This is a genomic window from Helicobacter pylori, from assembly GCF_006440215.1.
Taxonomy (GTDB): domain Bacteria; phylum Campylobacterota; class Campylobacteria; order Campylobacterales; family Helicobacteraceae; genus Helicobacter; species Helicobacter pylori_CS.
Genome location: NZ_VEZH01000001.1, coordinates 223,533 through 245,623, shown reverse-complemented (window position 1 = coordinate 245,623; position 22,091 = coordinate 223,533). Strand labels below are relative to the sequence as shown.

Sequence of the window (22,091 nt, the reverse complement as noted above, 5' to 3'; positions counted from 1 at the left end):
TTTTGACCCTATAAACTGAAAGGCCTGAATTCAGTATAGCTGTCTTTAGAAGTGTTTATCAGGCGTGCATTGAGTTCGTGTAGCTTTTGTTCGCTTTTAAGAACACTCAAGTTCTCACCATTGCACTTAAAGGCCAAGCGTTGTTTGAAGTGGTTGTTTAACAATTCTTTTAACTTGCTATCGTAATTAGCATGAATTTGTTTGAGGTCATGCACAAAGATGATGCAATACCGCTCGTTGTCTGTGGCTTTTTCTAAAAACGATCTTAATTTTTCCACCCCTATTTTTTATCGTGCAACTCTTTGGCTTCGTTTAAATTGTCTACCATCAGCACGCTATTAGGATTCATAGCGGTGTCTAAAACGCTCCCTAGAGGGCCTTGCATGGGCGTGATGTGGTGTTTTTTTAACTCATCAAGTTCTCTCACAAGGCGTTTTTCGGCGTTGTAGAAGAGCAACTCTTTGTTGGCAGTCTTGAAATTTTGAGCGAAAAGCTTCATCAAGGCGATGCGAGCGTTTAAATCTTGGCTCACCACCAACAAATGCGATTCGTTACTTTCAAACCCAACTATCAAGTCCTTTTGCTCATAATCCGCTTCTTTTCCCAGATGCAAACGCATTTCATTAGCCTTAAGAGTGTTGGGCATTTCTAAAGGCTTCTCGCCATTATAGATTTTATGCTCTATGGGCGCAAGATTTCTTTGGTTAAAATCTCTATGGATTTTTTTGATAAAAGGTTTGAAATCATCAGGGGCTTTAAGGATACTCATCTTGGTGTGGTATTTTTGATGCCCCCCATTGTTATTGAAAATGACTTCTGGCCTGACAAGCTCACAAGCCGCATCGTCATTATTCAAAATACTATTGCTGTCTTCTGCGTCCATAGCCAAAGCGATGCGGTTGGCGATTTGAGCCATAATGCTTCTATTAATGTCAGTGCTGCACATGGTTTGAGTGGCTAAAATTAAATGCACCCCATAGCTACGGCCCTTTTTAAGCAGAGTGTTTAAAGACTGACCCACGCTCTCTTTCCCTTTAGAGGAGTTGTCGCTAAAAAGCACCTGAAATTCATCAATCACCACGATTAGTCTGGGCATTTCGCCGTGCTTTCGGTAATCGCTCAAATCTTTCATATTGAACTGCTTGAACAGCTCGGCTCTTTTTTGCATTTCTTTACAAAGCCAATTTAAAAAACTCATGCCATAACCTACCGAACTCGCCACGCTCACCAACCTCGCATGCTCTAAAATCGGATCTGTGTATGCGTTAAATTCCACCCCCTCTTTATAGTCTAATAAAAAGAGTTGGACTTCATTGGGCACGTAGTAGAAGGCTAAATTTTGGATCAACACATGCAAGAAATTGGATTTCCCGCTCCCGCTGCACCCGCAAATGAGCGTGTGGTTTTGCGCTTCACCGATCTCAAAACACACCTCTTTGTGGTTAATATCCTACCCCACCGGCACATACACTTTAAACTGAGAGCTTTCAGTCCAAAATTTTTCGTCTTTTTGTAAGTCTTTCAACTCCCTTTTAACTGCTTTCTTTTTCTCGTAATACGCTTTAATTTTAGTAGCGAAGTCTTGCATGTGCTTAGATTGGATACCATGATCGTTGATCACTTCTATGTTAAGATATTTTAAGCGTTCAAAACCTGTCCTGTCTTTAAAAAACTCCGCATAGCGTTTCAAATCTTCTGTGGATTTATTATTTTTTTCGCTCTCCAAATTAACAAAGCTCAAAACCCCATTTTTAGAGCCAAAACGCATGATTTTTTCCAGATAATAAAGTGCGTCTTTACTCAAGGCATCTACCCCGCTTAAAAAAAGCGCTTTTAAAAGCAAGGGATCTTTCTCGTTTTCATTATAATGCGCAAAATCTCTAAAGCCGGCTAATTTTTCTTGCAAATTAACCTTTAAATATTCATACAAATGCTTTAGGGCTTCTTCTATTTCCTTGCTTTCGGTTAAAATCCTTTGTTGGTAAATAAAGTCATTGTTTTTATCTAAAAGCCTTCTTGCCAGATTGAAAATGCCCCCCAAACTCAGTGCATCAACCAAGATCACTTCTAATTGCACCAAAGGCGTGCTGGATAGTAAGTGCATGAGCATTTCTCTTAAAAACTGCCCGTCTTTTTCATGCTCTATATACAAACTTTTAGGGGGGAAAGGGTAAACTTTAGGCAAGCAAAAATCCATATTAGCGCCATTTTTGCCTTTAATTTCCAATAAACCACAGCTTAAAAATTGTGGGTAAGCGCCTATTTCATTGGATTGCGGCATGTCTGTGAATTGTGCTTGAATTTGCCTGACACTCTTTTGATATTCCTCTATTGGTGAAATGATCGGCTTGAGAAAACTCTCTGGCTCTTTTTTAGCAACAACCTTATCTAAGGCGTCGTCCAATTCTTTTAATAAACCATTCACATCAATCATTTTTATCCTTAGATTTAAGATATTCATCATATCTTTTACTAGCTTCTCTTTCATGCTCTTTGGCTTCACGCACAAGCTTATCAATTTCGCTTGATGAATGGAAATTCATATCAATTTTCTTCATCAAAGATTTGGCTTCTTCAATTTGCTCGTTGATTTTTTTTCTTTGGTATTGGGTGTCATCTTCTAAATTTTCTAAATCATGCGCGATTTTTAGCATGTCCTCTAGCACCTCACTTTTAAGTTTTTGCCCTAAATCATCTTGCATGGCATTTTCTGCAAAATCATCGCAAATCTTTTTTAATTCAAGGGTGCAACCCTCCAAATAAACTTCATGAGAAAACATTTTAACCCCTTGATTCCAGTTTTTTTAAAAACATTTTAAGGTGTAACAGCACATGTTTTGAGCTATCATCAGTGTCTAAAAACAGCACCACATCGCTAGTCGTATTCAAAAGATAATACCCCCCATACCCGTCATTAGCGAAGATGATTTCTTCAGGCTCTAACCATTCTTTTAAGCTCTGCATAAAATCAACAAATAAGCCCTTGCCCTCTAAGTTGAAATTCAAAACATGTTTGAACGTGTAAGACTTATTGCCCACCATAAAAGATCGCCACTGGCTAAAACCATAATTTGATCGTTTGATAAAGTCCTTAAACGCATCGCTCAACCCCATTTTTAATTGATCTTCTAACCCACTCAATGCATTGTCATTGAGCGGCTCTACAAATTCCCAATTCAGTTCTGAGTTTGTAGGAATTGTTTCCATAGTGAATATCCTTTCGTGTGTTTCACGCTTAATAATAACTCTTCTTTTACCAACGCCAAGTTCCCTAAGACATTCGCGTCAAAATGCCACAAATACCCCCTAGGAATGAATCCTTTTGCGATCTGTTCTAATTCTGTCGCATCAAAGCCCAAATCCCTATTTTTAAGCGCGGCTTCTAAAGCCTTTAGGGCATGATGAGCGCATGCGGTTTTGTCTAAATCCTCTAAAGGCACAATAACGCTAAAAACGCTCTCAAACTCCGCTAAATGCAACTCATTGAAGCGGACTTCTTCCGGATAGGGGTTTTGCTCATCTACCATAAAGCCCTCTTTTTCTTTTTCTAAAAACTCGCCATAACCCAACGCATGGTGCTTATCATTTTCATACCGCTCTAAGACGGGCGCTATTTTTTGGCTCAAATTTTCTGTAGCGCGCTCTAACTCTGTTTCTAGGTTATTAAAAGCTTCGTTTATAGCGTTCAAATCGTTGGGGGATTTTTTGATTTTTTCGCCAAAGTCTTTTAAAGCTCCCTTGAAGTTTTTAACGCCATTCTTTTTGGCTAATGACAAATCTCCATCAAAAGAATACGCGCCGCTCATCAAATCTTTTCCATGATCTCTAGGCGCTTTAGCGTGATCTAACCCACCGCTAGAGCTACGCTGAAACCTGTCTTTCAAATCAGCGTATAAAGAAAAGCTAAAATTCTCCCTTAAATCTTTTAAGCGCTCATCATAAACGCTTTTTTTAGGCCTATAAACAATCGTAGGGCTTTCAAAATCGCGCTCTTTTAAAATTTCTGGGGGCTCGATATTGTATTCGCTATCTATCGCTTCATTCGCTTGATTCAAACGCTTGATAAATTCCTGGTGTTTATCAGTATAAAAGTCCAACGCTTTTTTAACGCCCTCCCAAGCTCCCCTAACAAGTTCCACGCTCGCTTTGGCTTGAATGGAGTAGATTTCAAGCGCTTATTCTAATAACTTCACATTCTTTTCGTATTTTTCTGTGTTTTCTTTCATAAGATTTAAAGCCTTATCACAAGCTTTAACACCCAGTTCAGCAAGTGGGATAACCCTCGAGGTCATACTACAAATATCTCTCACACCCTCTAAAAGGAAACTCCAAAAGCCATCTTGATCTTTTTTGGCTCTTCTTAATCCTTCTATAGCGCCTTGCAACTGGAGTTCAATTTTTTTGCATTCTAGTAGGATTTCTTGTGCGTATCCATCAAGGTTTTTGATGAATGGAGCACATCTTTCTTCTTGCAAGGATCCTTTAAAATCCCTGCATTTTTTAACGATTTCTTTGACTTCTTCTGTGTCCGTTTTCCATTCAGCTATGAATCATCCTTAATAATCCTCTTCTAAAACCCTAATCCTCTCTTTAAGCCATGCGATTTGCTCTTGCGCGGCTTCATCAAACTCGTTGAAAGTGCTTCTCAAGTTGTCTAACACTTCGCTGAATTTGTCTCTTCTAGCGTCTTGCCATGAATCCAAACTATGGAAATGGCTGCTCAAGCCATTCACTTCATCATTCAATAACTCTTTAAAGCGTTCTAAATGATCCACAAACTCCCTGACCTCTTCGGTATCCATTTGCACTCTGCTCATCTGTTGTCCTTTCTTTTAAAAATTTTCTTCATCAAAATCAGGCTTTTTATCGCCGCTGATTCTAATGCTTCCACCCCCATAGCTAGGGGGTGTTTCTACTTCTTTTGCTTGGCCTCTTTCTCTTTTATATTTTTCTTGCTGGCTTTGGTGGTATGTTTTCATGCTGTCTATCACGATTGCTTTATGGTTGCTACCTAAATCAGCGTTGGTGAGCAATTTTTTGGCGCCATTACCCAAGCTGTTAGAACGCTTGTCTTCTATTTGGAGCGACAAATTACAATCCTTAAACCCCTCTAAAGCCTCCACTAACGCTACCACAAGCTTCCTGTCCCAGATGGAATTTTTCAAATCCTTACACAAGGAAAAAACCTCGCTTGAACATTGATAATCATACAAAAACAAAAGGTCTAAATTTTCTAAAAATTCCAAATTGCAACGCTCTTTAAAATTTTTCAAAAAGCCCTCTTTTAAAGGCAAAAAGCCTTCAGTGATAGGGATTAGCCCCTTATCTTTGGTGTGTTTGAACACCATAACGCTTTCTTCAATCACGACAAACGCATACGCATTCTTAGTCATCATAATTTTTCTACCTCGCTTTCATAGATTAATTGATCGCCTTTAAACAGCCCCACTTTAATGCTTTGTGAATCCACACAGCACACCTTCACATCCATTTCTTCATGCTCTTCTAGTGCTATAAAAATGAGTTGTGCGTCTTGAATGTTTAAAGTGTTGGTGTTGGCTAAGGGTTTGTCGCTGTATCGTATCTCTAACTCACCAAAGCCTCCCCATTCCTCTTTAGTTTGGAAAATCTGGTATTCATCAGGCTTTAAAGAATCCCGACTGATTCTAGAGTGGAATTTCCCTTCTCTCTCAATGCCTAAATCGTATTTAAACACAGGATTGGAATTTATAAAGGGCATTTCAATCCCGCCTGCTTTGGGTCTGCTTTCTAAAAGCCCGAAAGCCACACCGGTTTTGCAAGTGGTCTTCAAATAAACCGGAATCTTAGAAACGTCTTCTCCTGTCAGCTCTAAAATCTGTTTGTCTGATGCTTCTGTGCCTAGCGGCTCATAAAGAATGAATGCAAAATCCTCTTTAGAAGTCTTTTGCTTGTAATCTTTGAGCTGCTTTTCTTTGGCGTTTTCAAACGCTTGTTTGACTAACACCGAACGGCTCGCATTCTCGCCTAAGAAAATATGAAACGCCCGACACTGATCATCAATGTTTTCAGCCATCACTTTAGAAAATCCGGCAAAGAAGTTGGCAACGCCTTCATTGATCTTGTCTTTTAAAAGGTTTAAAAGCTCTTTGCAATCAACTTTAAGATCGCATTCCGTTTCTACCCCATTCCTATCCAACAGCATGGTTTTAAAATCCTTTTCAAAACCCTCTATGTTAAACTCTTCATTTTCTTCTATCGCTTCTATAATATCAGCGTCTAGATTTTCTAAAAAAGGGCGTAATTTAGAAGCGATCGTTTGCAAATTCAAGCGCGCTCCACTAGAGTTTTGCATAAACGACCCAAAGCGTTGCGTATCAATCCTGTCATAGTTGGGCTTAGCGATGACAATGTCTTTTGCTTTCAGCTCTTGGAAATTTTTGGCATACACTTCCCAAGCCAATAATTCCAATAAATTTTCACCGCCTAAATACTTATCCCCCCCACTGCTAAAATGCGTCATTTTGTAAGCGAACTTAGGATTAGCGCTTTTTTCCCATTTGCCAAAGTCAAAATCCGTCGTCCCGCCCCCAAAATCAAACACCCCGTAATAAACCGGCTTGTCTAACTTCTCTGATTTAAAAAACCCATAGCTTTTTAAAGCGCTAATGGCATACGCGCAAGGCTCGCTCACTCTCAATTCCACTTTGAAAGTTTTAGCCGTTTTTTCATCGTCAAAAACATGCCTGGGTAAAGATTTTTTCAAGCCTTTTTCAAAACTCTCTCTGATTTTTTCAGCCTGATGCTTTTCATACTTGATGGGGTAGGATAAAAAGTATTTCAAAAACACGCCATTTTGCATGTTGTTGATGCAGCGGCCGATGCAGTAAGCATAGATTTCTATAGGGTTAAAATCCGTGCAATTAGCGAAGCTTTCTAAAGAAAAATCCTCCTTAAAATCCCTAAAATCCCGTTTTTTATCCGCTCCAGCCCATTGCTTCAATTGAGAAAAAAACCGATACAAATCATTATCTTGAGCATCATTTCTTTAAACGCTTCAAAATCCACATCCACATCGCTATAAGAAACGATTTCTAAGGTTTTTTCTACAAGCTCATTAGTGATCTTTTCAGCTTGCGCTAAACTCTCCATGAATTTTTGATTGTCATCAGAAAGATACCTTAAAGAAGTCTCATTATTGACAATCGCATGAAGCACTCTTAACGCTTGCTTGAACTTGATTTTCTCTTCTTCTGACACTTCTTTTTTGAAATCAATCGGAGCTTCTTCATTGAATGCGGCTTATCTTTTAAAGACAGCTTGCACAAAATCTCTACTAACGGGTGGCCAATCGGCAACCTTAAACTCTGTAAGGGTGTTACCATGATATTCTCCTTTAATATTGTTTTGGTTGTTTTTTAGGGTTGCTCTTTCAAGCCATCAACCCTCTCTTTGAGCACGATATTCTCTTCTTCTAATTTTCTGTTTTGGCGTTTGAGATCCTCTATCGCGCTTTTAAAACGCCAATTTTGCAAGTCCAGATCGCTTTTGTCTGTGGCTTCTAAACTCTTCAAGTGCGCCATTTCTCGCTCCAATTCTGTTTTTTCTTCGGTTATGTTTTCTTTAGCCTGTAATAGCTGATCGTTAGAATTTTCTAAATTTTTTTGAGCACTTTCTAACTTTTTGAGTTTGTCGGTTAGGTGTTGGTTGTCTTTTTCTAAATCAGCGCATAATTCTTCTAAAAGTCCATGCGTATCTTGCAATTGCGCTCGCTCATATTTTAGGCTATCTTGCTCTTTAGTGAGTGCGATAACTTGGTGGTTGAGCTTGTCGTTTTCGGTTTTCAGATCGGTGTTTGCTTTAGTTAGATTTTCTTTTTCTTTTGATAACTCGGTTTTTTCAGTTTTTAAAACTTGCTGAGATTGTTCTAAATCTTTCACTTGCTTTTGTGATGCATTAAACTGATTGTTTAGATTGTCTTTTTCTGTAGTTAGAGATTTATTTTTTCAGCCAGATCTGTATTTTGACTAGCTAACTTATCTTTTTCTCTAGTTAGATCATTTCTTTCTCTATCTGGTTCGGTGTTTGCTTCTTTTAGTTTGGTGTTTTCTTCTTGGACTTCTTTAAGCGTTTCCTCTTTTTTTTGAGCGTCTTTTGAGTTTTCTTGGGTGTCGTTAGAGGATTTTCTAAAAAAGCAGCCTATGCAACGAGAGATTTTTACAAAGGGTTCAAGGTCTTCTAATTTGTTTTCTAATTTTTTAAAGCCATCTTTAAGATCTTCAACAGATTTTAAAAGCTCTTCATTATTGGGGGGGTGGAAGCAGTCGTTTTTGAAATATTCGTGTTTTCTACACTATGAGCACCACTCATAAGAATATCTCCTTTTATCTTATATCAATGTTAAAAATGTGGTTATTGTAATTTGAGAAAACTTAAAATGAGCTTTATTATCCCCCCCTTTTTCGCCCCCCTCTTAAAAACCCCTAGAATGTAGAATCCCAGTGGTTTAAATTAGAAGAATAAGGGTCAAAAAAGCCCTTAGGCGTGTATTGCGCTTCTTTTTTTGTAGAAGCGTCTTTTAAAGAATGGTCTTTAGGAAGACAAGCGAAACGCTGAGTATCAAAGCTAGAACAACCGCTCAATAACAACGCACCGAGTGTGCCAATCATAATACCATTTTTAATTGTTTTCATTTTATATCCTTTGTTTTGTAAAATTTGTTGTAAATCCGTTTAATTTAAAATCGTTTAATTGAATAAGCTAAACTTTAAATTACACGGCGAGAATGATAAAATTCATTTTTAAACGAAAAGTAAACGAACTTTTTAAACGATAAAAAATTCCTCTAATTTTTGTCGTAAGCGGTAAATAATTACCACTTTTAAAAAAATCAATTTTAATAATTAAATTCATTTAGTATAAAAACAACCACAAATTAAAAATCATTATTAAAAATGACCGCTTAAAAACCCACTTAAAACATGCTACAATCAAGCCAAATTCTTAAATAAAAGGTAAGCTCATGCAAAAAATCATTGACGATTCATTAGAATTAGCCAAAAAACTGCAAGATAGTATCAGTAACCATTTGAGCGAGCAAGAAAAAGCGTTCCACTCTAAAATGCAAAAGCTTTTAAACAACCCTGAAAACAAAGTCATGCTTATAGAACTTATGGATCGGAGTTTTAGATGCCTGGACAATAAAGCCCGCTTTGAAATGATTGAGCATGTTTTAGACAAATACAAAAGCCGTGAGATTTTTTCTTCATTTGAAAAATTGCTTTTAATGGGGTTTTTGAGCTTTGGGAAAATGCTCCCTGATATGAGCGTGCCTTTCTTTGTCAATAAAATCAGAAGCGACACAAAAGCGATGGTCTTGGATCAAGAAGAAAGCCAATTAAAAGAGCGGATTTTAAAAAGAAAAAATGAAAAAATCATTTTGAATGTGAATTTTATTGGCGAAGAAGTTTTAGGCGAAGAAGAAGCTAGTGCGCGTTTTGAAAAATACTCTCAAGCCCTAAAATCCAACTACATCCAATACATTTCCATTAAAATCACGACGATTTTTTCTCAAATCAATATCCTTGATTTTGAATACTCTAAAAAAGAGATTGTCAAACGCCTAGACGCTCTTTATGCCCTAGCTTTAGAAGAAGAAAAAAAGCAAGGCATGCCTAAATTTATTAATTTGGATATGGAGGAATTTAGGGATTTAGAGCTCACGGTGGAGTCTTTTATGGAATCCATCGCTAAATTTGATTTGAACGCCGGTATTGTGCTGCAAGCCTATATCCCTGATTCTTATGAATATTTGAAAAAACTGCACGCTTTTTCTAAAGAAAGGGTTTTAAAAGGGTTAAAGCCCATTAAAATCCGCTTTGTTAAGGGAGCGAACATGGAGAGCGAAGAGACGATCGCTTCCGTGAAAGACTGGGCGTTACCCACATTTTCTAGTAAGCAAGACACCGATTCTAATTACAATAAAATGCTGGATTTTGTTTTAGAGGGCGATAATTATAAATACATTCATATTGGCGCAGCAAGCCACAATATTTTTGAAATCGCTTATGTCTATACGCGCATCCATGCCCTTAACGACCCTGTTGTGTTAGAGCATTTTAGCTTTGAAATGCTAGAGGGCATGAGCTTGCAAGCGAGCCAGGAACTAAAAGAGATGCACCAACTCATTCTTTATGCGCCGGTGTGCGATGAAGCGCATTTTAACAATGCGATCGCTTACTTGGTGAGGAGGCTAGATGAAAATACCTCAAGCGATAATTTCATGAAAGCTTTTTTTAACCTCAAAGTAGGCACGAGCGAATGGAAAGATCAAGAACAACGCTTTTTAAACAGCCTTAAAGGAATCGCCACTTTAGACAATGCCACCCACAGGACTCAAGACAGGAACGCCAAACAAAGCGGGCATACCACCTACCCAAACCACTCCTTTAAAAACGAAAGCGATACCGATTTTATTTTAAAAGCCAACCGAGAGTGGGCTAAAAAAGTGCGCGAGAAAATGCATAACGCCCCTATTTTAGAGCTTTACCCAGAAATAGATGGGAGGTTTGAAGATCCTAATTTAACCCCTTTAGAAGTCTTTGATAAAATCCATCATAAAAAAATCGCCAGCGTGCATTTAGCGGATAAAGAAGCGATTTTAAAAGCCCTAGAAGTGGCTAAAAGCGATAAGAGTCATTTCAGTCAAAAAAGCTTCACAGAAATCCATGCTTTATTGAGTCAAACCGCTCAGCTTTTTAGAGAAAGAAGAGACGATTTAATAGGGATTTCGGCTTTAGAAGTGGGTAAGACTTTCGCTGAAACGGACGCTGAAGTGAGCGAAGCCATTGACTTTTTAGAGTTTTACCCTTACAGCTTAAGGGTGTTACAAGAGCAAAATAAAAAAACCCAATTCACCCCCAAAGGCGTGGGTGTGGTCATTGCCCCATGGAATTTCCCTGTGGGCATTTCTGTAGGCACTATCGCTGCCCCCCTAGCCGCTGGCAATCGGGTGATTTACAAGCCCTCAAGTTTGTCTAGCGTAACGGGCTATAAGCTTTGTGAGTGCTTTTGGGATGCGGGCGTGCCTAGAGATGCGCTCATTTACTTGCCCTCTAAAGGGAGCGATATTAGCGAACACCTTTTAAAAGATGAAAGCATCCGGTTTGCCATTTTAACCGGGGGCGAAGACACCGCTTACAAAATGCTAGAAGCTAACCCCACTCTAGCTTTGAGCGCTGAAACGGGCGGCAAAAACGCCACCATTGTGAGCAAAATGGCAGACAGAGACCAGGCGATTAAGAATGTCATCCATTCAGCTTTCAGCAATTCGGGGCAAAAATGCTCTGCCACTTCGCTTTTAGTGTTAGAAAAAGAAGTCTATGAAGATGAGAACTTTAAAAAGACTTTGATAGATGCGACTCTAAGCCTTAGCGTGGGCGATCCTTTTGATTTCAAAAACAAAATCGGCACTCTAGCGGACAAGCCTAATGAAAAGGTCATCAAAGCCATAGATGAATTGAAAAGCTATGAAAATTACGAAATCCCGGCAAGTTTTGTTGATGATAACCCCTATTTGATGAAGCCAAGCATCAAATACGGCACTAAAAAAGGCGATTTCACGCACCAAACTGAGCTTTTTACGCCCATTTTATCCGTGATGAAAGCGCAAGATTTAGACGAGGCGATAGAGATAGTCAATTCTACCGGTTACGGGCTGACTAGCGCGTTAGAGTCTTTGGACGAAAGGGAGTGGGAGTATTATTTAGAACGCATTGAAGCCGGTAATATCTATATCAACAAACCCACCACAGGAGCGATCGTTTTGCGCCAGCCTTTTGGGGGGGTTAAAAAATCCGCTGTGGGGTTTGGGAGGAAAGTAGGTATTTTTAACTATATCACGCAATTTGTGAATATCCATCAAGGTGAAGAAGATGAACACGCCCTAAAAAACCCCTTAAGCGAAACTTTAGAGGGCTTGACTCAAAAAGGCTATGATGAGCATACGCATGAGTTGAAGCGCGCGATTTTTATGGCAAAGAGCTACGCTTATCATTACAAACATGAATTCAGCCAAGCTAAAGACTATGTCAAAATCAGAGGCGAAGACAACCTTTTTTCCTACACTAAAGTTAAAAGCGTGGGCTATCGCATCACCGAAAAGGACACTTTAAGCGATATGTTAGGCGTTGTTTTGGCATGCTTAATTTCTCAAATCCCTTTAACGATCAGTGCAGAAAGCGAACGAGCGAACAAAGATTTAACATTCTTCTTAGAATGTTTAAAAGCGCTCCAAGCAAACGCCCCTATTGTTTATGAAAGCTTGCAAAAATTTAGCGAAAAATTGCATGCTTTCAATCGTATCCGTTATTTAAAAAGCAGTTTGGATTTATTGCACGAACAAGCGAGCGCTTTAGGGATGGTTTTAGCCACGTCTAAACCCTGCTTGAACGGGCGTTTTGAATTGCTGTATTACCACTTAGAGCGATCGGTTAGCATTTCTTATCATCGTTATGGGAATTTAGGCTCAAGGGTTTTAAGGCGACCAACTTGCCACAAATCATGCTGTGCTGAAAAATAAATATTGTTTTAAATAAGGAGATCAAAATGGGACATGTTGTTTTAAGCACCCCTATCGTTACGATGTTTATCGTTTATTCGCTGTTAATGCTCTATATTGGTTTTTATTTTTACAAACAAAATGAAACGACTGAAGATTATTTCTTAGGCGATCGTTCCATGGGCCCTGTGATTAGTGCTTTGAGCGCGGGGGCGAGCGATATGAGCGGGTGGCTTTTAATGGGATTACCTGGAGCTTTATATGTGGGGGGTTTAATCAACTCACACATCGCCATAGGCTTGAGTTTGGGCGCCTTGATTAACTGGGTTTTTGTGGCTAAACGCTTGCGCATTTATACGAGCGTGATCGCTCATTCCATCACCATTTCAGATTATTTTGAAACGCGCTTTAGCGATGATAAACACATCTTGCGCTTGATTTCAGCTTTTGTGATTTTAATCTTTTTTATTTTTTACATTTCATCAGGACTGGTGAGTGGGGCTAAACTCTTTGAAGCGACCTTTGGCATTCAATACAACTACGCTTTAAGCATTGGCACGCTGATCATTGTCTCTTACACCTTTTTAGGAGGGTATAAGGCGGTGTGTTGGACGGATTTGATTCAAGGGCTTTTGATGATGAGCGCTTTAATCGTGGTGCCGATCGTTATGATAATCCATCTTGGAGGGATTGGAGAGGGGATTAAGATCATTAGAGAAATCAAGCCTGAAAACCTTTCTTTCTTGCAAGGCTCTAGCGTAGTCGCCATTATTTCAAGCCTTGCTTGGGGGTTAGGCTATTTTGGGCAACCCCATATTTTAGTGCGTTTCATGTCTATCCGCTCCATTAAAGATGTCCCTAAAGCGACCATTATTGGGATTTCTTGGATGGTTATTTCTTTGATTGGGGCATGCGTTATGGGGCTTTTAGGCGTTGCGTATGCGCATAAATTTGATTTGAGCTTAGAAGACCCTGAAAAGATTTTCATTGTGATGAGTCAATTGCTCTTTAACCCTTGGATCACAGGCGTTTTATTGAGCGCGATTTTAGCGGCGGTGATGAGCACGGCCAGTTCGCAACTGCTTGTAAGCTCTTCTACCATTGCTGAAGATTTCTATGCGACAATTTTCAATAAAAACGCCCCCCAAAAATTAGTGATGGTTATTTCCAGGCTTTCGGTTTTAGGGGTGGCTTGCATCGCTTTTTTCATTTCAACGGATAGAAACGCCAGCATTCTCAGCATCGTGAGTTACGCATGGGCTGGCTTTGGCGCGAGTTTTGGATCTGTGATTTTGTTTTCACTTTTTTGGTCAAGAATGACACGCATTGGCGCGATTGCTGGCATGCTCTCTGGGGCTAGCACGGTGATTTTATACGATAAATTTGGCAAAAGCTTTTTGGATATTTATGAAATCGTTCCGGGCTTTATTGTAGCGAGCATAGCTATTGTGGTGTTTAGTTTGTTTTCTAGCGTGCGAGCAGGCACTAAAGAGGCTTTTGAAACCATGCTTAAAGAAATTGAGAGCTTGAAACATTAATGCTTCAAATGAGTTTAATTTAATCCTTAATTCCCCTATGCTCTTTAATCAAACCTTAACCTATATTTCTTTATTTTCTGGGGCAGAAGTGGGGTGCTATGGGCTTTTAGAAGAGGGGTTTGAATGCGTTGCTACCAATGAAATTTTAGATAGCATTCTAAAACCTTTAAACAAAAACTAATGAGTGTTATTTTATAATCCTTTTAAAAAATGAAAGGTTATTGTTGCTTGTTTCTTGCTTTTTAAACGCTATTGACCCCTTTAATTTAGGGGTGTTGTTGAGCCGTTTTCAAATTAAAAATGATCGTATTTATGGAGTGTGTTCTTACAAGTCTTCAAAATTTGTCCCTGACTATGAAAAAAGCAAAGTGCAGGTTTTAAACGCTCTCAACACTTTAAGCACGCATCCAATTTGGCAATCCAATCAAGAAAGCGTTACAAAAATCAAAGGAACTTTTGTTTTCATTTTAGAAAACGACTTGCATTTAGACGAAAACTCTTTTTATAAGAAACTTTTAAACTCGCTCATAGACAACGACTTTTTTAACCGCTCTAATTTAATGAATTTAATGACCCCCAATCAAAAACGCTTTTTAAGCGGCTTTTTTGAAAGCAGGGGCAGCATTGATACGCAACGAAATTTTTTAACTTTAGATTACTTCTTTCATAGCCCTTTAGAATTTAACAAGTTCCATTATTTAATCGATCTTTTCATTATCCCTAGCGAAGCACTGAATTTCAATTTTAGGGAATTACAACCTGAACACGCGCAAGGCATTAACCAACGAAACGCTCAATTCAGGATTTATTTGGATTGGTATTTACACCATATCGGTTTGTTTAACCCTTATAAAGTGCGAATCGCTGAGCATGTTTTTAAAACCACTCTTATTTATGATGGTATTTATCATAAATTAAGCTACCCACCAACAACAAAGTATCATGGTAATAGCTTTACAGAACGCGCTCATTTTTATTTGAAGAATGTTTATCAACAAGATTTAGATAAAAAAAGAATTAAAGAATTAAGGGAACAGTTAGGCTTTATTCAAAATAGTGAGGAGTTTAAACGAGATAGCAAAATCATCAATTTTTACCGCCTTTCAACGCCTAATGTTTGCAGCGCATGCTGCGATGATTATGACATTAAAGAAAGAAGCTTTCTTTCTTTACCTTTATATCAAATCACTCAAAATCCCAATTCCTACTACACTGAAATCCACCATGTGATTTCTTTAGGCAAAAACCAAGAATTAGATGTTTTAGAAAATCTCGCTAAACTTTGCCCTACTTGTCATAGGGCTTTAAAAAAGGGGGCTAGCGCAGAAGGGTTTCAAAAACGCTTGATTAGAAACATTCTAAATCACAATAAAGGTAATTTGGAGTTCGCAAAATTGCGTTTTGAAACCGATGATTTTTTAACGCTTATTGATAAGATTTAGCTTGAAATGAATTATAAAATTTTAGATTTATTTTGTGGGGCTTGGGGTTTTAGTGCTGGGCTAGAATATTTAAAGGAGTTTGACGCTTTAATAGGGCTAGATTGCGATAAACAAGCCCTAATCACTTTTGAAAACAACCATAAAAACGCCATAGGTGTTTGTGGGGACATCACTCAAACCGACATTAAAGAAAAAGTCATTAAGCTAGCTCAAAAATTAGAAATCAACATGATCATTGGCGGGCCTCCATGTCAAGGCTTTTCTAATAAAGGGAAAAATTTAGGGCTAAAAGACCCTAGGAATTTTTTATTCTTAGAATATTATAGAAATAGTCAAAGCCATAAAACCAGAAATTTTTATCATTGAAAACGTGAAAAACATAATCTCTTGCGCTAAAGGCTATTTTTTAGAAGAAATCAAAGAAAGATTGAACGCTTTAGGGTATCAACTAAGCTATCAAATCCTAAACGCTAAAGATTATGGCGTGCCTCAAAACAGAGAGAGGGCTTTTATTGTAGGGGCTAGTCGTTTTAGTTTTGATTTCAATCTTTTAGAGCCTTCTCAAAGCGTGAATATTCAAGAGACCATAAGCGATTTGGCTTATCTTTGTTCTAATGAGGGGGCGTTTGAGAGCGATTATTTAAACCCTATCCAATCAAGCTATCAGGCTTTAATGCGAAAAGATAGCCCTAAATTATACAACCATCAAGCCACCAACCACTCGCAAGCCGCATTAGAGAAATTAAAGCTCATCAATAAAGAGCAAGGCAAAGAATGCTTGCCTAAAAACTTGCATGGCAAACAGCAATTCAAAAGCACATGGGGGCGCCTGAATTGGAATAAAATCAGCCCCACCATAGACACACGCTTTGACACCCCGAGTAATGGCACCAACTCCCACCCCGAATTGCACCGCTCTACCACGCCCAGAGAAGCCGCCAGGATACAGAGTTTTAGCGGTAATTATATCTTTTATGGCAATAAAACGAGCGTTTGTAAGCAAATCGGTAACGCTGTGCCTCCTCTTCTAGCCCTAGCCTTAGGCAAAGCGATCTTAAAAAGCTTAAGAAAATGATACAAATTTATCACGCTGACGCTTTTGAAATCATCAAGGATTTTCACCAGCAAAATTTAAAAGTGGATGCGATCATCACAGACCCTCCTTACAACATTTCGGTTAAAAACCATTTTTCCACCCTAAAGAGCGCTAAAAGGCAAGGCATAGATTTTGGGGAATGGGATAAAAATTTCAAGCTTTTAGAATGGATCAAGCGCTACGCCCCCTTAGTCAATCCAAACGGCTGCATGATTATTTTTTGCTCTTACAGGTTTATAAGCCATATCGCTGATTTTTTAGAAGAAAACGGCTTTGTAATCAAAGACTTTATCCAATGGGTTAAAAGTAATCCCATGCCAAGAAATCTTAACCGGCGCTATGTCCAGGACACGGAATTTGCCCTGTGGGCGGTTAAAAAGAAAGCTAAATGGGTGTTTAATAAACCCGAAAATGAAAAATATTTACGGCCCTTGATTTTAAAAAGCCCTGTGGTGAGCGGAATTGAAAAAACCAAACACCCCACGCAAAAAAGCCTGGCTTTAATGGAAAAAATCATTTCCATCCACACAAACCCTAATGACATCGTGCTAGATCCTTTCATGGGGAGCGGCACCACCGGCTTAGCGTGTAAAAATTTAAAACGGAATTTTATCGGTATAGAGTTAGAAAAAAAATATTTTCAAACCGCCCAAAAGCGTTTGAATTTGTTTTAAAAACGCTATTTGAATGAGATTGTGTTATAGTTATTTAAAAGGATATTTTGAATGAAAAGAATGTTAGCGGAGTTTGAAAAAATCCAAGCGGTTTTAATGGCGTTCCCCCATGAGTTTGGCGACTGGGCGTATTGCATCAAAGAGGCTAGGGAAAGTTTTTTAAACATCATTCAAACCATAGCCAAACACGCTCAGGTGTTAGTGTGCGTCCATACTAGCGATGCTATCGGCTATGAGATGCTTAAAAACTTATCTGGTGTAGAAATCGCAAGAATTGACACTAACGACACATGGGCTAGGGATTTTGGAGCGATCAGTATTGAAAACCATGGCGTTTTAGAGTGCTTGGATTTTGGCTTTAACGGCTGGGGGTTAAAATACCCATCCAATTTAGACAATCAGGTGAATTTCAAACTCAAAAGTTTAGGGTTTTTAAAACACCCTTTAAAAACGATGCCCTATATTTTAGAGGGCGGGAGTATAGAAAGCGATGGGGCCGGGAGTATTTTAACCAACACCCAATGCCTATTAGAAAAAAATCGTAACCCCCATTTGAATCAAGATGAAATAGAAGACATGCTTAAAAAGGAATTAGGGGCTAAACAAGTGCTGTGGTATTCTTATGGCTATCTCAAAGGCGATGACACCAATAGCCATACCGACACGCTCGCTCGCTTTTTAGATAAAGACACCATCGTTTATAGCGCATGCGAAGATGAAAACGATGAGCATTACACGGCCTTAAAAAACATGCAAGAAGAATTAAAAACCTTTAAAAAACTGGATGGAACGCCCTATAAACTCATCCCCCTAGAAATCCCCAAAGCCATTTTTGATGAAAACCAACAACGCTTGCCGGCGACTTATGCGAATTTTTTATTGTGCAATGACGCTCTTATTGTGCCCACCTACAACGACCCTAAAGACGCACTCATTTTAGAAACCTTAAAACAACACACGCCCCTAGAAGTGATAGGGGTTGATTGCAATACTTTAATCAAACAGCATGGAAGCTTGCATTGTGTAACGATGCAACTTTATTGAATAAAATCACGCTTTTTGGCGTGGTTCAAGGCGTGGGCATGCGCCCTTTTATCTATACCCTAGCTCAAAAATTAGAGCTTGTAGGCTTTACGCGTAACACCCAAGCGGCTTTAGAAATCGTCTTACCCGCTCATAAAACAGAGTCTTTTTTAAACGCCCTGAAAAAAGGGTTGCCCCCTTTAGCGTTGGTTGAAAAAATCATTATTTGCCCTTATGATAAGGCGTTCAGATTCAATGATTTTAGGATTTTAGAAAGCAAGAACCACTCTTTAAATTTGCTCAGCCAAATCCCTAAAGATTTAGGCGTGTGCAAGGATTGCTTGAGAGAAATCAGAGATAAAAACTCCCCCTATTTTCATTACGCTTTCAATTCTTGCGCGAAATGCGGGGCGAGATACAGCCTTTTAAACGCCCTACCCTATGATAGAGAAAACTCCGCCCTAAAACCTTTCAAACTCTGCGGGTTTTGCGCTTCTGTCTATCAAGACCCTACCAATAAGCGCTTCCACATTCAAGGCATCAGCTGCAAAAAGTGCGGTATTACGCTCAATTACAAGCGATTCAAAAATGATGACGCTCTTTTAGAATGCACTAAAGACATTCAAAAAGGTAAAATCATCGCTCTTAAAGGTTTGGGAGGCTTTGCCCTCTTGTGCGATGCGAGGAATTTTCAAACCATAGAAAGATTACGGCTTTTAAAAAACCGCCCCCTAAAGCCTTTCGCGCTCATGTTTAAAGATCTAAACACAGCCAAACAGCATGCGTTTTTGAATGCATTAGAATGCGAGAGCTTAAATTCTACAAGCGCCCCCATTCTTTTAGCGCATAAAAAACCTGACACGCAATTAGCCCCCAATATCGCTAAAAACTCCCCCTTTTATGGCATCATCTTACCCTATACCCCCTTGCATGCTTTATTACTGGATTTATTGGATTTCCCCATTGTGTTCACGAGCGCGAATTTCAGCTCTCTCCCTTTAGCGAGCGATGAGGCTGAGATTGACGCCTTGAGTTTCATTTTTGATTTTAAGCTCACGCACAATCGCGCTATCATCCACAGGATTGATGACAGCATCGCGCAATGCATAGACAACGCCATTCGCCCCATGCGTTTGGCTAGGGGGTTTGCCCCACTTTATCTCACTTTGCCTAAACGCTCTAATGATTCGCAAAAAAAGATTTTAGCGCTTGGAGCGGAGCAAAAAGGGCATTTTAGCTTACTAGATAGTGGAACTTCCATTCTTTTACTCTCGCCTTTTTGTGGGGATTTGAGCGTTTTAGAAAATGAAAAGCACTTTAAAGAAACTTTGAATTTTTTCTTAAAAACCTATGATTTTAAACCCACCATCTTAGCTTGCGATAAGCATAAAAACTACACCACCACCAAAATGGCTTGTGATTTTAATACGCCCTTGTTGCAAGTCCAGCACCACCATGCCCACTTTTTAGCGAGTGTTTTAGATGCGTTGTTACAAGATTCGCATTTAAACAACCCTTTTATAGGCATCATCTGGGATGGGAGTGGGGCTTATGAAAATAAGATTTATGGGGCGGAGTGTTTTGTGGGGGATTTGGAGCGCATTGAAGAGGTGGCTAGGTTTGAAGAATTTCTGCTTTTAGGGGGGGAAAAAGCGATCAAAGAGCCTAAACGCCTGGTTTTAGAAATCGCTTTAAAGCACCAACTCAACAAGCTTTTAAAGCGCATTCAAAAGTATTTTAAAGAAGACGAATTAGAAATTTTCCAACAAATGCATGACAAAAAAATTCAAAGCGTCGCCACCAATTCCATAGGGCGTTTGTTTGATATAGTAGCGTTTAGTTTGGATTTAGTGGGAACGATTAGTTTTGAAGCCGAGAGCGGGCAGGTTTTAGAAAATCTAGCCCTACGAAGCGATGAGATCGCCTTTTACCCTTTTACAATCAAAAACAGCGTGGTGTGTTTAAAAAAATTTTATCAAGCGTTTGAAAAGGATTTGGGCGTTTTAGAACCCAAACGCATCGCCAAGAAATTTTTTAACAGCCTAGTAGAAATCATTACCGCTTTGATTGCGCCTTTTAAAGAGCATGTCGTGGTGTGCAGTGGGGGCGTGTTTTGCAACCAATTATTATGCGAACAATTAGCCAAACGATTGAGGGGGCTAAAGAGGCAGTATTTTTTCCATAAGCATTTCCCTCCTAACGATAGCAGTATCCCTGTCGGTCAAGCCTTAATGGCGTATTTCAACCCTACAATCATCAAAAAAGGATAAAAATGGATAGCATAACTCTAGCATGCGGGAACGGAGGGAAAGAAACAAACGCTTTGATTGAGCGAGTCTTTATGCCCTATTTAAAAGAATGGATTATTGCGTTTGATGAAGACGCCCCTAAATTTGAAGCTAGTGGGGAATATTGCGTGAGCACGGATAGTTTTGTCATCACGCCCTTAGTTTTTAATGGAGGCGATATAGGCAAGCTTTGCGTTTGCGGGAGTGCGAATGACGTGAGCGTGCAAGGGGGCGAACCTTTGTATTTGAATATGGGTTTTATTTTAGAAGAAGGCTTAGAAATCCCTCTTTTAAAACAAATTTTACAATCCATACAAAAAGAATTGTTTAAAGCCAATCTAAGACTCCTCTCCCTAGACACTAAAGTCGTGCCAAAAGGGAGCGTGGATAAGCTTTTTATCAACACAACCTGTATTGGTAAAATCATCAAGCCAGGGATTTCTTCGCGCCATTTACAACCAGGGCAAGCCATTATCCTAAGCGACACTATCGCCAATCATGGGGCAAGCTTGTTTGCGATGCGTCATGAAATCAAGCTTAAAACGAATCTAGAAAGCGATTGCCAACTGCTCTATCCCTTATTAAAACCCCTATTTTTAAGCGATCTCAAAATTGATGCTTTAAGAGATGCGACTAGGGGCGGGTTAGCGAGCGTGCTGAACGAATGGGCGAACAGCTCTAGAGTGAAAATCGTCATAGAAGAAGAAAAAATCCCCTTAAAAGAAGAAACGAAAGGGATTTGCGAGATTTTAGGGCTAGAACCCTACACGCTAGCCAATGAGGGGGTGTTTGTTTTAGCGCTCAATCAAAAAGACGCCCCTAAAGCCTTAGAAATTTTAAAAAGTAATGAGAAAGCTAAAAACGCTTGCGTGATCGGCAAAGTGTTTGAAAACCCCTATCCTAGCGTGGTTTTAAAGAACGCATGGGGTTTTGAAAGGATTTTAGAGATGCCAGAGGGCGAATTGTTGCCTAGGATTTGTTAACACGCCGTCATTTTTTAATCGTTTTAAGCCTGCCCTAAAAATAGTTTAGAGTCTGCCTAAGCTAAGTCTAAGTCTACTAAACTCAAGCTATTTGAAAGAAAACTTACAATAAGAGGGTGTTAGTGGCGGGTTATAAAAAAGCGGGCTTGGTATTAGCAGTCATTTTTGGGTTTGCTGTGTTTTTTGTGGAGTGTAGTGGTAGTGAAAAACCACCAATAGACATAGAAGTAACTTTTAGGAACAGCCTTTATTGGATAAGCATCATTTCAAATGTTGATAGTATCACTATATTGAGCGCAAAAATCAATCGTGGGAATTGTGATAACGATGGACTTCCTTATTTCAAGATTAATAAAACGCTAAGATTTGGTGATAGCTATCAATTTTATATACTTCGTTATCAGCATATAAAAGAAGTCAGTATAGAGACTGATAAAGGGACTTGGGATTTTGGAAAGTAAAAACCAACTAGCAATCATCTCTAAAAACAGACAGCATAAAAATCCAAA

Annotated in this window: 13 protein-coding genes and 6 pseudogenes; 10 read left to right on the top strand and 9 right to left on the bottom strand. The window is 39.1% G+C overall.

Features of this window, described 5'->3' with window-relative positions:
* Positions 1-8: 8 nt before the first annotated feature.
* The 9 genes and pseudogenes from FIM44_RS01200 to FIM44_RS01155 form a co-directional block, all read right to left on the bottom strand.
* Positions 9-2,434, bottom strand: a pseudogene (locus FIM44_RS01200) (FtsK/SpoIIIE domain-containing protein).
* Positions 2,427-2,780 (bottom strand): hypothetical protein, encoded by a 354-nt coding sequence (locus FIM44_RS01195; protein ID WP_140578667.1) that lies wholly within the window; start codon positions 2,778-2,780, stop codon positions 2,427-2,429. The pseudogene FIM44_RS01200 and the gene FIM44_RS01195 overlap by 8 nt, the downstream one beginning before the upstream one ends.
* A 1-nt stretch (position 2,781) precedes the next feature.
* On the bottom strand, positions 2,782-3,207 hold the full coding sequence (locus tag FIM44_RS01190; protein WP_140578666.1) for an SMI1/KNR4 family protein: 426 nt from the start codon (positions 3,205-3,207) through the stop codon (positions 2,782-2,784).
* Positions 3,177-4,547, bottom strand: a pseudogene (locus FIM44_RS01185) (HNH endonuclease). Before FIM44_RS01185 ends, FIM44_RS01190 begins: the two are co-directional and overlap by 31 nt.
* A gap of 9 nt (positions 4,548-4,556) precedes the next feature.
* Positions 4,557-4,817, bottom strand: a complete 261-nt coding sequence (locus FIM44_RS01180) for a hypothetical protein (protein ID WP_000092089.1) — start codon at positions 4,815-4,817, stop codon at positions 4,557-4,559.
* A gap of 15 nt (positions 4,818-4,832) precedes the next feature.
* Positions 4,833-5,396, bottom strand: a complete 564-nt coding sequence (locus FIM44_RS01175) for a hypothetical protein (RefSeq protein ID WP_140578664.1) — start codon at positions 5,394-5,396, stop codon at positions 4,833-4,835.
* A pseudogene (locus FIM44_RS01170) lies at positions 5,393-7,364 on the bottom strand (hypothetical protein). The gene FIM44_RS01175 and the pseudogene FIM44_RS01170 overlap by 4 nt, the downstream one beginning before the upstream one ends.
* A 33-nt stretch (positions 7,365-7,397) precedes the next feature.
* Positions 7,398-8,038, bottom strand: a pseudogene (locus FIM44_RS01165) (hypothetical protein); the annotation flags it as partial.
* A 424-nt stretch (positions 8,039-8,462) separates the two neighbouring features.
* On the bottom strand, positions 8,463-8,672 hold the full coding sequence (locus tag FIM44_RS01155; protein WP_000849008.1) for a hypothetical protein: 210 nt from the start codon (positions 8,670-8,672) through the stop codon (positions 8,463-8,465).
* A gap of 329 nt (positions 8,673-9,001) precedes the next feature.
* On the opposite strand from FIM44_RS01155, the gene FIM44_RS01150 reads away from it, so the two are divergent.
* The 10 genes and pseudogenes from FIM44_RS01150 to FIM44_RS01105 all read left to right on the top strand — a co-directional run bounded on the left by FIM44_RS01150 (position 9,002) and on the right by FIM44_RS01105 (position 22,043).
* On the top strand, positions 9,002-12,559 hold the full coding sequence (locus FIM44_RS01150) for a bifunctional proline dehydrogenase/L-glutamate gamma-semialdehyde dehydrogenase (RefSeq protein ID WP_140578662.1): 3,558 nt from the start codon (positions 9,002-9,004) through the stop codon (positions 12,557-12,559).
* Between the two features lie 26 nt (positions 12,560-12,585).
* Complete coding sequence (gene putP, locus FIM44_RS01145) at positions 12,586-14,076, top strand: sodium/proline symporter PutP (protein ID WP_140578660.1); 1,491 nt, start codon at positions 12,586-12,588, stop codon at positions 14,074-14,076.
* Positions 14,077-14,113: 37 nt separating this feature from the next.
* Positions 14,114-14,236: pseudogene (locus tag FIM44_RS01140) on the top strand (DNA cytosine methyltransferase); the annotation flags it as partial.
* Between the two features lie 64 nt (positions 14,237-14,300).
* Positions 14,301-15,518: an HNH endonuclease gene (locus FIM44_RS01135; protein ID WP_140578656.1), complete on the top strand. Its 1,218-nt coding sequence runs from the start codon at positions 14,301-14,303 to the stop codon at positions 15,516-15,518.
* A 6-nt stretch (positions 15,519-15,524) separates the two neighbouring features.
* Positions 15,525-16,593 (top strand): annotated as a pseudogene (locus FIM44_RS01130) (DNA cytosine methyltransferase).
* Positions 16,590-17,288 carry a DNA-methyltransferase gene (locus FIM44_RS01125; protein WP_140578654.1) on the top strand — a complete coding sequence of 233 codons (699 nt, stop codon included), beginning with the start codon at positions 16,590-16,592 and terminating at the stop codon, positions 17,286-17,288. Before FIM44_RS01130 ends, FIM44_RS01125 begins: the two are co-directional and overlap by 4 nt.
* A gap of 51 nt (positions 17,289-17,339) precedes the next feature.
* The gene (locus FIM44_RS01120; protein ID WP_140578652.1) at positions 17,340-18,332 is read left to right on the top strand and encodes an agmatine deiminase family protein; all 993 of its coding nucleotides are present in this window, start codon (positions 17,340-17,342) and stop codon (positions 18,330-18,332) included.
* The gene (gene hypF, locus FIM44_RS01115; RefSeq protein ID WP_194148670.1) at positions 18,329-20,581 is read left to right on the top strand and encodes a carbamoyltransferase HypF; all 2,253 of its coding nucleotides are present in this window, start codon (positions 18,329-18,331) and stop codon (positions 20,579-20,581) included. Before FIM44_RS01120 ends, hypF begins: the two co-directional genes overlap by 4 nt.
* 2 nt (positions 20,582-20,583) lie before the next feature.
* Positions 20,584-21,582, top strand: coding sequence for a hydrogenase expression/formation protein HypE (hypE, locus tag FIM44_RS01110; RefSeq protein WP_140578648.1), 999 nt, complete (start codon positions 20,584-20,586; stop codon positions 21,580-21,582).
* A gap of 176 nt (positions 21,583-21,758) precedes the next feature.
* A complete protein-coding gene (locus FIM44_RS01105) occupies positions 21,759-22,043 on the top strand; it encodes a hypothetical protein (protein ID WP_120927544.1) in 285 nt (94 codons plus the stop codon).
* The last annotated feature ends 48 nt before the right edge of the window (positions 22,044-22,091 follow it).